Below are 12,231 nucleotides of genomic sequence, written 5' to 3'. Positions count from 1 at the left end.
GATCGTGTCCTTCACGCCGACGAAATTATTCGACGTGTCGGCGAACGCCAAATCGCGGCCGGCAGAGCCAATGACATGGTCGGCGGCGTTGTCGTAGAAGACCGTCGCCTCGGGCACGAGCAATCCGCCGCTTCCGGTGAGCGAAGCGCCCCGGCTCTCGAAGCTAGCGGCCGATCCCCAGATCGTCATGATGGCATCGAGCGCACCTAGATCGCCATCGTGGGCGGTATAACCGCCGATCAGAATGTCGTCGTCAGTGCCGCCATGCAGGCGATCTTCGTTCGCGCCGCCAATCAGCAAATCGCGGCCAACTCCGCCGTCCATGATGTCGCGGCCGGCGCCGCCGACTAGCACGTCGTTGCCGCCGCGTCCCATGAGATCGTCATCGCCGTCGCCTCCCAGCAGCACGTCGTCTCCCGCGCCGCCGTAGAGCGTGTCGTGGCCTGTGCCGCCCAGGATGAGGTTCTCGCCTCCGCCGCCGACGAGCAGGTCGTTGCCGGCGCCGCCGCGCAGTCGATCGTTGCCCGCGTTGCCCCGCAGGGTGTCGTTGCCGGCCCCGCCGAACACGAGGTCCGCACCGTCACCGGCCACGACGGTGTCGTTCCCGTCACCGGCGCAGATCAGGTCGTTCCCGCCCCGGCCCTTGATGACGTCGTTGCCGCCGAAGCCGTAGATCAGGTCCGGGCCGTTGGCGCCGACCAGCGTGTCCGCGCCGTCAGTGCCCTTGATGACGTTGAAACCGGCCTTCACGCCGTCCGCGTCACAGGCCGGGTCGAACGGCAGGACGTAGGTCTTGAAGGCGATGTCGAAGGCGGCCTGGTCGTTCCAGGCGGAGGACGGTGGGGAGCTCAGTGCCAGATGCATCGATCCGGCGGCGTAGGGGTTCGAGTTCGACACACCCGCGTTGAGGGACGGGGACGCACCGTTGTTGTGGATCACCACGGCGTACTTGGTGCCGGCCACTACCGCCGCCGACGTCGCGAAGGCGACCGGCAGGAACGGTGCCGGACCACCGGTCCACACCGGCAGGTCGGCCGCCGCCACCTGCTTGGCCGCCAGCACGGTCGGACCCGGGACGCCACTGGGCAGGGCGTTCCGAAGCTCGATGAACAGCGGCACCGTGGTGCCGACCAGGGTCCGGTCGATCTGGAGTCGTGTCAACGAGATGTCGATCATGAACCGCCCGGCCGGTGAGTGTGGGGGAATGCGCAACCCCGCCCCAACGGTCCAGGTTTGACCTCCCCCGTTCGGCCGCCCCGACGCGTCGGCGGTGCCGCGGCGGGCGCGGCGCTAGGGTCGGCCCGTGACCAGCGCAGAGCCGCGCGCCGTCGGCCAGGGAGATGCCACCGCACGCTCCTTCGGCGAGGAGGGCGCCCGCCTGACCTACGGGTCCTACCTGCGCCTGCCCCAGTTGCTCGATCAGCAGCGCCTGGCCTCGGAGCCCCCGGCGCACGACGAGCTGCTGTTCATCACGATCCACCAGGTCTACGAGCTCTGGTTTCAGCAGGTCCTGCACGAGCTGGAGGCGGTGCGGGCCGCGATGTTCGCCGGCCGGGCCTGGCAGGCGCGGCAACTGCTGGGCCGGGTCGCCTCGATCGAGCGCGTCCTCGTCGGGCAGGTCGAGGTGCTGGAGACGATGACCCCCCAGGACTTCCTGGTCTTCCGCGCCCGCCTCGCCCCCGCCAGCGGCTTCCAGTCAGTGCAGTTCCGGGAGATCGAGTTCCTCTCCGGCGCCAAGGACCCCACCTTCCTCGAGCGGTTCACCGCGCTCACCGACGACGAGCGGGACCGGCTGGCGCGCCGACTCGCCGAGCCGACGCTGTGGGACGCCTTCCTGCACCTGCTGGGCACGCGCGGGCTCGCCACCGGATCCAGCGAGGAGATCACCGCGAGCCTGCTCGCCGTCGCCCGGGACCGGGACAGCCACGGCGACGCGTGGGACCTGGCCGAGGCCCTGATCGAGCACGACGCGAACGCCTGGCTGTGGCGGTCCCGGCACGTCCTTATGGTCGAGCGGCAGATCGGCACCAGGTCCGGCACCGGCGGCTCGACCGGCGGCCCCTACCTGCGTGGCCGGCTGCCGTTGCGGTACTTCCCCTTGTTGTGGGAGCTGCGCCAACACCTATGAATGAGCACCTATGACTGAGTTGAACGCCGAGGACTGGACCCGACTGGAGCGGTACTACTACCGCCACGCCATGGCCACCGAGATCGCCGAGCGGCCCAAGGCCGACCTCGACGGCGCCATCCGCGCCCACGTCGCGCTCGCCGCCGACCGGCCGCAGGGCACCGTCAAGGTCCGGGTCTACAGCCCGACCCGGGACGCCGATGGCTGGTCGGCCGGCGGACGCACGGTGGTGGAGATCGTCACCGACGACATGCCGTTCCTGGTCGACTCGGTCACCGCGGCGATGACCCAGGCGGACCGGGACATCGATCTGGTCGTGCATCCGCAGATCGTGGTCCGCCGCGACATCACCGGTGCCCTGCTCGGCATCGGCGAGACCTCCGGATCCGACCGCGCCGCGCCGGTCGAGGACGGGTACCCCGAGTCCTGGATGCACCTGGAGATCGACCAGGTGACGCCGGCCGAGATGGCCCGCATCGAGGGCGAGCTCCGCGATGTGTTGCGCGACGTCCGCGACGCCGTCGAGGACTGGCAGCGGATGGGCGAGGCCGCGCTGCGCGCCGCCGACGACCTCGTCGGCCCCGAGGGCATCCCCGGCCGCGACACCGACCCGGACGTCGGCGAGGCGTGGGAGCTGTTGCGCTGGCTGGCCGACAACCACTTCACCTTCCTCGGCCACCGCGAGTACGACCTGCTGGTGGAGGACGGGCAGGACGTGCTGGCCGGCGTTCCCGGCACCGGCCTGGGGATCATGCGTTCCGACGTCCTGCGCTCGCCGTCCTTCGACGGCCTGACCCCGGAGGCCCGGGCCCGCGCCCGCGACCCCCGGCCGCTGATCATCACCAAGTCCACGACGCGCTCGACCGTGCACCGGCCGGGCTACCTGGACTACATCGGGGTGAAGAAGTTCGTCGACGGTGAGGTCGTCGGCGAGCGCCGCTTCGTCGGCCTGTTCAGCCGCGCCGCCTATACCGAGAACGTCGCGCGCATCCCGGTGCTGCGACGCAAGGTCGACGAGCTCTACGAGCTGACCGGCTTCATCCCGAACAGCTACTCCGGCCGCGACCTGCTCGAGGCGATCGAGACCTACCCCCGCGACGAACTGTTCCAGACCCCGGTGCCGCAGCTGTACAAGGTGCTGCTGGCGGTGCTGCACCTCAAGGAACGCAAACAGCTGCGTCTGTTCCTGCGCTCGGACGAGTTCGGCCGCTTCACCTCGGCGCTGGTCTACCTGCCGCGCGACCGCTACAACACCGAGAACCGGCTCAAGATCCAGGAGATCCTGCTCGCGCAACTGGACGGGGTCAGCGTCGAGTACACCTCGCGGGTGACCGAATCGGTCCTTGCGCGCTTGCACTTCGTTGTCCGGATAGATCCAACTCTGCCGATGGAGCGCCGCCGGCCGATGGACGCCGCCCTGATCGAGGCGGTGCTGGTCGAGGCCACCCGGACCTGGCGCGAATCGCTGCACCAGGCGCTGGAGGAGCGCTACGACGAGCACGAGGCGGCCACCCTGACCGCCCGCTACGCCGAGGCGTTCCCGGCCGGATACCGCGAGACCAACTCCCCCTCCGCCGCGGTCGACGACCTGACCCGGTTGGAAGCCCTGCCGCCAGGGGACGGCATCTGCGTGCGGCTCTACGAGCCGCGCGGTGCCCCGCAAGGACACCGCCGGTTCTCGGTCTACCGGCGCGGACCCGCGCTCTCGCTCTCGGAGATGCTGCCGGTGCTGCAGCACCTCGGCGTCGAGGTCACCGACGAACAGCCCTACCGGATCGAACTGGCCGGCGAAGAGGCCTGGATCTACGACTTCGGGGTGCGCACCGACGAACTGGCCAAGCCGACCCCGGGCATCCGCGCCGTCTTCGAGGACGCCTTCCTCGCTGCGCGCGACGGCCGGGCCGAGTCCGACGGCTTCAACCGGCTGGTCGTCTCCACCGGTCTGACGTGGCGTCAGGTATCCGTGGTGCGCGCGTATGCGAAGTACCTGCGCCAGGGCGGCAGCACCTTCGGTCAGGAGTACCTGGAGCAGGTCGTCACCGCCAACTGCGCGATCGCCCGCACCCTGGCGCTGCTGTTCGAGGCCCGCTTCGACCCCAAGCTCGGCGCCGCCGACAACCCCGAACGCACCGAGGTCTGCAACGCCCTCACCAGAGACGTCACCGAGGCCCTGGACCAGGTCGCCAGCCTGGATGCCGACCGGATCCTGCGGGCCTTCCTCGCGCTGATCCAGGCCACCCTGCGCACCAACTACTGGGTGCCCCGCCGCGAGGACGAGGACCGGCAGGGGTTGGCCTTCAAGGTCGACCCGCACCAGTGCCCGGACCTGCCCGCGCCCCGGCCGATGTTCGAGATCTGGGTCTACTCCCCCACGGTCGAGGGCGTGCACCTGCGCTTCGGGCCGGTGGCCCGCGGCGGCCTGCGCTGGTCCGACCGGCGCGAGGACTTCCGCACCGAGATCCTCGGCCTGGTCAAGGCCCAGATGGTCAAGAACACCGTGATCGTGCCGGTGGGCGCGAAGGGTGGGTTCGTCGTCAAGCGTCCACCGGCGGCCACCGGGTCCGCCGACGGGGACCGCGAAGGGTTCGCCGCTGAGGGCGTGGCCTGTTACCGCACCTTCATCGGCGGCCTGCTCGACGTCACCGACAACCTGGTCGCCGGCGAGCTCGTACCTGCCCCGAACGTGGTCCGCCACGACGCCGACGACGCCTACCTGGTCGTCGCCGCGGACAAGGGCACCGCGAAGTTCTCCGACATCGCCAACGAGATCAGCGTCAAGCGCGAGTTCTGGCTCGGCGACGCGTTCGCCTCCGGCGGCTCGGTGGGCTACGACCACAAGGCAATGGGCATCACCGCGCGCGGGGCGTGGGAGTCGGTCAAGCGGCACTTCCGCGAGCGCGGCATCGACTGCCAGAGCCAGGACTTCACCTGCGTCGGCGTCGGCGACATGTCCGGGGACGTGTTCGGCAACGGGATGCTGCTCTCCGAGCACATCCGGCTGGTCGCCGCCTTCGACCACCGGCACGTCTTCCTCGACCCCGACTCGGACGCCGCGACCTCTTACGCCGAGCGGGCGCGGATGTTCGCGCTGCCGCGATCCTCGTGGGCCGACTACGACGTGTCGCTGATCAGCGAGGGCGGCGGCGTGCACCCGCGGTCGGCGAAGTCGATCCCGATCAGCGAGCAGGTTCGGGCCCGGCTCGGGCTGGCCCCACATCCCGACGGGTCGCCGGTCACCGCGCTGCCGCCCAACGACCTGCTGCGCGCGATCCTGCTCGCCGAGGTCGACCTGCTCTGGAACGGCGGCATCGGCACCTACGTCAAGGCCTCCACCGAGTCCCACCCCGAGGTCGGCGACAAGGCCAACGACGCGATCCGGGTCGACGGGGCGGAGCTGCGCGCCGCCGCGGTCGGCGAGGGCGGCAACCTGGGATTCACCCAGCGCGGCCGGATCGAGTACGCGCTGCTCGGCTCGGGCGGGGCTGGCGGCCGGGTCAACACCGACGCGATCGACAACTCGGCCGGCGTGGACACCTCCGACCACGAGGTCAACATCAAGATCCTGCTGGACGCGGCGATCGCCGCCGGAGCGCTCGCCGTCGACGAGCGCGACCCGCTGCTGGCCTCGATGACCGACGAGGTCGCCGCGTTGGTGCTGCAGGACAACTACGCGCAGAACGTCGCGCTGGCCAACTCCCTCGCGCAGGCCCCCGCCCTGCTGCACGCGCACACCCGGTTGATGCGCGCCATGGAGAACTCCGGCGTGCTGGACCGGGCGCTGGAGTTCCTGCCGGCGGAGAAGGAGATCGCGGCCCGCGCGGCCGAGGGCAAGGGGCTGACCGCGCCGGAGCTCGCGGTGCTCCTCGCCTACACCAAGATCGTGCTGAATCACGCGCTGCTGGCCACCGATCTGCCGGACTCCGCGGCCCTGGCGCGGGTCCCCGTCGAGTACTTCCCGCATCCGCTGCAGAAGCGGTTCGCCGACGCGATCGGGGCCCACCCGCTGCGCCGCGAGATCCTCACCACCGTCGTGGTGAACGACCTCGTCAACGACGCCGGAATCACCTTCCTGCACCGCATCGGCGAGGAGACCGCGGCGCCCGAGGTCGACATCGCCCGGGCCTACCTGGTGGCCCGCGACGCCTTCGACCTCGAGCCGTTCCGCGTCGACGTCGCGGCCCTGGACAACAAGATCGACGCCGAGGTGCAGACCCGGATGCGGCTGCAGGCCCGGCGCCTGGCCGAGCGGGCTGCCCGCTGGCTGCTGGCCAAGCGCCGTTCCCCGCTGGACATCGACGCCGAGGTGGAGTTCTTCTCCGCCGGCGTCACCGAGGTGCTCACGATGGTGCCGAAGATGGTGCGCGGCGGCGACGCCGACGCCCTCGCCGCCGAGCGCGACACCCTGGTCGAGGCCGGCGTCCCGCACGAATTGGCGGAACGCTCGGCCGCGATGGACCTGGCCTTCGCGGCCCTGGACATCGTCGAGGTCTCCCGCATCACCGGCTTCTCCCGGGCGGACGTCGCCGAGGTCTACTTCCTGGTCGCGGACAACCTGGCGATCTCCGAGTTGCTGGCCGCGGTCAACGCCCTCCCCCGCGACGACCGGTGGAAGGCGACCGCCCGCGCCAGCGTCCGCGAAGAGCTGTTCGCGGCGCACGCCTCGCTCACCGCCGACGTGCTCGCGGCGGGCGACCGCTCCGCGACCCCGGGGCAGCACTTCGCGGCCTGGCGCGCCGAGGCGGGCGAGACCGTGGACCGGGCCTCGAAGGTGTTCAACGAGATCACCGGTGCCGAGTCCCTGGACCTGGCGATGGCCTCGGTGGCGATGCGGTCGTTCCGCAGCCTGCTGTCCTCCCCGCGCGGCTGACTACCACTCAGTAACAAACACCTGCGAGGATCACCGACGCACCTCCACCTGCCGTTTGAAGGAGCGCGTCATGGGCGAGAAGTCCCCGATTTCCGCGACCACCGAGATCGCGGCCCCGGCCGAGAAGGTCTACGCGATGGTCACCGACCTGCCGCGCATGGGCGAGTGGAGCCCGGACAACCGCGGCGGGGACTGGAAGGGCGGCGCCGCGGTCGCCACCCCGGGCGCGGTCTTCAAGGGCCGCAACCAGAACGGCAAGAAGAAGTGGTCCGGGGTCGTGAAGGTCACCGACGTCACCATTCCGAGCCGGTTCGCGTTCACCACGATCGTCGGCCCGATGCAGATCGGCACCTGGAGCTACGACATCGAGCCGACCGCGACCGGCTGCAAGGTCACCGAGTCCTGGGTCGACAAGCGCAACCCCGTCTTCAGCCTGCCGATCCTCGGCAAGCTCATCACCGGGGTCTCCGACCGCCCGACCCACAACAAGGCCGCGATGGAGACCACGCTGGCCAACCTCAAGAAGTCCGCCGAGTCCTGACACCTCGGCGCCTCCCCCCACCCAGAAGGAGCCCCCCGCATGGCAGCCAGCCCCGTATCGGTATCGACCGACATCGCCTCAGACCCCAAGCTCGTCTACGACCTCATCAGTGACCTGCCCCGGATGGGCGAGTGGAGCCCGGAGAACCGCGGCGGCAAGTGGCGCGGCGGCGCGACCGGCCCGGAGGTCGGCGCGAAGTTCAAGGGCAAGAACAAGATCGGCTGGCGATCCTGGTCCACCGACGTCGTCGTCACCGACGCCGCGCCCGCGGAGAAGTTCGCCTTCAAGTGTTCGGCGCTCGGCATGCCGATCGCGGTGTGGACCTACGACATCACCCCGACCGCCACCGGCTGCACGGTGACCGAGAGCTTCGTCGACACCCGCAGCGGATTCCTCAAGGTGGCCGGTAGTCTCGCGACCGGCGTCAAGGACCGCGACGCGCACAACCTGCCGTGCATGGAGACCACGCTGGCGAACCTGAAGAAGGCCGCCGAAGCCTCCTGACTTCGACTTCTGTCGCGCGGCAGAGGTGGGTAGGAAATCCGGTGTCGCACCACCGGCCGGTCCCGCACACTGGCCGGCGGCCCCGGAGGTTCCGGGGATCGCAGGTGGTGACCGAGGAGAGTCGATCGCCATGACCCCCGTTGTGCTGCCCGGCAGCCGCGTCGATGTCCGGATGTGGGCGGATCCCGCCACCGTCGAGGATGTGGCGATGGCCCAGCTGCGCAACGTGGCGAACCTGCCCTGGGTGCACGGGCTCGCCGTGATGCCCGACGTGCACTACGGCAAGGGCGCGACGGTCGGCTCCGTGATCGCGATGCGGGACGCCGTCTCCCCCGCCGCCGTGGGCGTCGACATCGGCTGTGGCATGACCGCGGTCCGGACGTCCCTGACGGCCGCCGGCCTGCCGGACGACCTCGCGGCGCTCCGTCGGCGCATCGAGGACGCGGTGCCGGTCGGCTTCAACTCCCACAAGCGGCCGGTGCCCACCTCACGCATCCCGGGCGTCGGCGGCTGGGACCAGTTCTGGTCCGGCTTCGGCGATCTGATCGGGTCGGTGCAGCAGCTGCGCGAGCGGGCGCTGCACCAGATGGGCTCGCTCGGCGGCGGCAACCACTTCATCGAGGTGTGCACCGACGCGCAGGACCAGGTCTGGCTGATGCTGCACTCCGGTTCGCGCAACATCGGCAAGGAACTGGCGGAGCGGCACATCGCCAACGCCCGCAACCTCCCGCACAACGCAGACCTGCCGGACAAGGACCTGGCGGTGTTCCTCACGGGCACACCGCAGATGGACGCCTACCGCCGGGACCTGTACTGGGCGCAGGACTACGCCAAGCGCAACCGCGCGACGATGCTCGCGCTGCTCTGCCAGGTGGTCCGGGAGTCGGTGTCCAAGGTGCAGTTCGACGAGCCGATCTCCTGCCACCACAACTACGTGGCGGAGGAGAGCTACGACGGCATCGACGTCCTGGTCACCCGCAAGGGCGCGATCCGCGCCGGTGCAGGCGACCTCGGCCTGATCCCCGGCTCGATGGGCGTCGGCTCCTACGTCGTGCGCGGCCTCGGCAACCCCGACGCCTTCAACTCCGCCTCCCACGGGGCGGGGCGGAAGATGTCGCGGAACAAGGCCCGCAAGACCTTCACGACCGAAGACCTCGCGGCGCAGACGGCGGGCATCGAGTGCCGCAAGGACGCCGGCGTGGTCGACGAGATCCCCGGCGCCTACAAGGACCTCGACGAGGTGATGTCCCGTCAGACCGACCTCGTCGAGGTCGTCGCCAAGCTGACGCCCCTGATCTGCGTGAAGGGCTGACGCGAGCGCGGCCTTACTCCCCGAAAGCGCAGCATGGCACCCGGACTCTTCAGTCCCAAGGTGCCATGTTGCGCTTTCGGGAGTCTGCAGCACCCTGGGCACCGCCCACCACCGGTCAGAGTTGGTCCGGATACGTGATCGAGATCTCGGCAATGGAGGTCGGGAAGTCTCGGCGGTTGTTGGTGACGAAGCGATCGGCACCGGCCAGGACCGCGGTGGCCAGATGCGTCGCGTCCAGAGCCCGCAGGCTGTAGGTCGCTCCGAGTTCCGCCGCCAGCTCCGCCGTGGGCCCATCGACCGGTCGGAGGTCGAGCTGGGCCAACAGCGAACCGAGTGCGGTCAACTCCTCGGTCCATCCCCTTCGCATGGGCTTGGCCAGCAGTTCAGGGACGAGCAGGAGCGATCCGATGCCGGCCGGATCGCCGGCGTCATGGATCAGTGCGCGGACCGGCCCTCCCAGCGGCTGCGAGCCGGCGGCGTAGATCAGCACGTCGGCGTCGAACGCGTCCATCAGCGAGCGTCGCGATCGGCCCGAATCTCCGCGATCAGCTCCTGCGCCCGTTCTACAGACATCGTCGGCGGACCGAGGGGCCGACCCCGCGCCTCCTCGATCAGCCTGCCGACGGCCTTGGACCGCTCGATGGCCGCTTGGCCAGCGACCGACCGACTGCGCACGGAGTCCGGCCGCAGCATGACCACAACCGGCTGGCCATGGCGGGTCAAGGTGATCTCCTCGCCCGCTATCACCCGGTTGACGACGTCAGGGAGCTGCGCGCGTGCCTCGCTGATGCTGAGCTCGCTCATGAGCCGATTGTACGTTGATGTACATCAATGTACAACAGCATGAGCGCAGCATCCGGGGGCTCGGGCACCCGTCAACCGTGACTCCGGCCCGACCCGCACCGCGCATCCCGTCGAACGCGGGCGGCCCCGTCGGCTCACGATCAACGTTGAAACGCACGGGGCACGACTCGCCGTGGGAGACGCCACTCCAGTCACAACCTTGATCTGGAGCCGTCGCCGGCGGGCACCATCAGCCCATGTGCGGGTAGCGCCAGTCCGTCGGCGGGACCAGGGTTTCCTTGATCGAGCGCGGGCTCACCCAGCGCAGCAGGTTCAGGGGTGAGCCGGCCTTGTCGTTGGTGCCCGAGGCGCGCGAACCGCCGAAGGGCTGCTGCCCGACAACGGCGCCGGTGGGCTTGTCGTTGACGTAGAAGTTTCCGGCGGTGAAGCGCAGCGCGGCGGAGGCCTGCTCGACGGCGTAGCGGTCGTTGGCGAAGACGGCGCCCGTCAGGCCGTAGGGCGAGCCGGAGTCGACGAGGGTCAGCACCCGATCCCACTCCGAGTCCTCGTAGACGAACAGACCCAAGAGCGGGCCGAAGTACTCGGCGGCGAGCACCTCGTTGGTCGGGTCGTCGGTGGCGACGATCGTCGGGCGGACGAAGTAGCCCTCGGAGTCGTCACACTCGCCGCCGACCAGCACCTCGGTGGTCGAGCCGGCCCGGGCCCGTTCGATCGCGCCGCTGAGCTTGGCGTAGGCGCGGTCGTCGATCACGGCACCCATGAAGTTCGACAGGTCGGCGATGTCGCCCATCGGCAGCGACGCCGTCTGCGCGAGCAGATCGGAACCCATGACGTTCCAGACCGACCGCGGGACGAAGGCGCGGGAGGCGGCCGAGCACTTCTGGCCCTGGTACTCGAACGCGCCGCGGATCAACGCGGTGCGCAACGCAGCCGGATCGGCCGACGGGTGGGCGAGGACGAAGTCCTTCCCGCCGGTCTCGCCGACCAGCCGCGGGTAGGTGCGGTAGGTGGAGAGGTTGTCCGCAATGCCCCGCCACATCGAGGAGAAGGTCGCCGTCGAACCGGTGAAGTGGATGCCGGCCAGCGCGGGGTGCGGCAGCACCGCGGCCGAGGTCTCGGCCCCGTGCCCGGGCAGCAGGTTGATCACCCCCGGCGGCAGGCCGGCTTCTTCCAGGAGCCGCATGGTGGCCTGCGCGGCCAGCAGCTGGGTGGTGGCCGGCTTCCAGACCACCGTGTTGCCCATCAGGGCCGGCGCGGTCGGCAGGTTGCCCGCGATGGAGGTGAAGTTGAACGGGGTGACCGCGTAGACGAAACCTTCCAGCGGGCGGTGGTCGGTGCGGTTCCACACCCCCGGCGTCGAGACCGGCTGGCCGGCCAGGATCTCGCGGGCGAAGTGCACGTTCCAGCGCCAGAAGTCGACCAGCTCGCAGACGGCGTCGATCTCGGACTGAAAGACGGTCTTGGACTGGCCGAGCATCGTCAGCGCGTTGCTCCGGTCCCGCCAGGGGCCGGCCAGCAGGTCGGCGGCGCGCAGGAACACCGCGGCCCGGGCATCGAAGCTGAGCTCCCGCCAGGCCGGGGCGGCCCTCAGGGCGGCGTCGATCGCGGCGGTGGCGTCAGCCTGGGTCGAGCCGCGGCCCCGAGCCAGCACCAGGTCGTGCCGGTGCGGCGCGGTGACGACAAGTTCGTCCCCGGTGCCGGCGCGCTGCTCACCGCCCACGGTGAGGGTAATTTCGACGGTCTCCGCGGCGGCGGTCTTCAGCGCCTCTTCGATCCGGGCCTGTTCCGGCGAACCGGGGGCATAGGTCCAGACGGGCTCGTTGCGCGGCTGCGGTACGGCGGTTACGGCGTCCACGTGATCATCGTGACACGCCACACGCACCGAACGCCCCGCATCTGGAAGGGGGGCGGGTAAGAATCCGGTGTCGAGCGGTCACCCTGGGGAAGGGTGTCGCCGAAGCGTCGGGGGTGACATGCAGGCATCGCGCCGGGAACGGTTGCGCCAGGCGCGGGCCGTGCGCCGGGCCCGCACCGCGGCCGTGGCGTCCCTGCTGCCGGGCGTGGGCCACCTGATC

The 12,231-nt window shown here is 70.3% G+C and carries 9 protein-coding genes; 5 read left to right on the top strand and 4 right to left on the bottom strand.

Features of this window, described 5'->3' with window-relative positions; all coding sequences use genetic code 11:
* Nucleotides 1-1,062: calcium-binding protein (locus H0X00_RS15040; protein WP_293772460.1), on the bottom strand; the 1,062-nt coding region annotated here is incomplete at its 3' end.
* A 241-nt stretch (nucleotides 1,063-1,303) separates the two neighbouring features.
* On the opposite strand from H0X00_RS15040, the gene H0X00_RS15035 reads away from it, so the two are divergent.
* The 5 genes from H0X00_RS15035 (at nucleotide 1,304) to H0X00_RS15015 (ending at nucleotide 9,352) form a co-directional block, all read left to right on the top strand.
* On the top strand, nucleotides 1,304-2,128 hold the full coding sequence (locus tag H0X00_RS15035; protein ID WP_293772459.1) for a tryptophan 2,3-dioxygenase family protein: 825 nt from the start codon (nucleotides 1,304-1,306) through the stop codon (nucleotides 2,126-2,128).
* Between the two features lie 10 nt (nucleotides 2,129-2,138).
* Nucleotides 2,139-6,995 (top strand): NAD-glutamate dehydrogenase, encoded by a 4,857-nt coding sequence (locus H0X00_RS15030; RefSeq protein WP_293772457.1) that lies wholly within the window; start codon nucleotides 2,139-2,141, stop codon nucleotides 6,993-6,995.
* Between the two features lie 70 nt (nucleotides 6,996-7,065).
* Nucleotides 7,066-7,536: an SRPBCC family protein gene (locus H0X00_RS15025; RefSeq protein ID WP_293772455.1), complete on the top strand. Its 471-nt coding sequence runs from the start codon at nucleotides 7,066-7,068 to the stop codon at nucleotides 7,534-7,536.
* Nucleotides 7,537-7,575: 39 nt separating this feature from the next.
* Nucleotides 7,576-8,040 (top strand): SRPBCC family protein, encoded by a 465-nt coding sequence (locus tag H0X00_RS15020; protein ID WP_293772453.1) that lies wholly within the window; start codon nucleotides 7,576-7,578, stop codon nucleotides 8,038-8,040.
* Nucleotides 8,041-8,170: 130 nt separating this feature from the next.
* A complete protein-coding gene (locus tag H0X00_RS15015) occupies nucleotides 8,171-9,352 on the top strand; it encodes an RtcB family protein (RefSeq protein WP_293772451.1) in 1,182 nt (393 codons plus the stop codon).
* Nucleotides 9,353-9,467: 115 nt separating this feature from the next.
* On the opposite strand, the gene H0X00_RS15010 is transcribed toward H0X00_RS15015, so the two are convergent.
* The 3 genes from H0X00_RS15010 to pruA form a co-directional block, all read right to left on the bottom strand.
* Nucleotides 9,468-9,863 (bottom strand): PIN domain-containing protein, encoded by a 396-nt coding sequence (locus H0X00_RS15010; protein ID WP_293772450.1) that lies wholly within the window; start codon nucleotides 9,861-9,863, stop codon nucleotides 9,468-9,470.
* Nucleotides 9,863-10,156, bottom strand: coding sequence for a type II toxin-antitoxin system Phd/YefM family antitoxin (locus H0X00_RS15005; protein WP_293772449.1), 294 nt, complete (start codon nucleotides 10,154-10,156; stop codon nucleotides 9,863-9,865). Before H0X00_RS15005 ends, H0X00_RS15010 begins: the two co-directional genes overlap by 1 nt.
* A 229-nt stretch (nucleotides 10,157-10,385) precedes the next feature.
* The gene (pruA, locus tag H0X00_RS15000; RefSeq protein ID WP_293772448.1) at nucleotides 10,386-12,011 is read right to left on the bottom strand and encodes an L-glutamate gamma-semialdehyde dehydrogenase; all 1,626 of its coding nucleotides are present in this window, start codon (nucleotides 12,009-12,011) and stop codon (nucleotides 10,386-10,388) included.
* Nucleotides 12,012-12,231 lie beyond the last annotated feature (220 nt).

The organism is Sporichthya sp., assembly GCF_013815995.1.
Classification (GTDB): Bacteria; Actinomycetota; Actinomycetes; order Sporichthyales; family Sporichthyaceae; genus Sporichthya.
The sequence above is the reverse complement of the archived record's forward strand: the minus strand, read 5'-3'. Positions and strand labels throughout refer to the sequence as shown.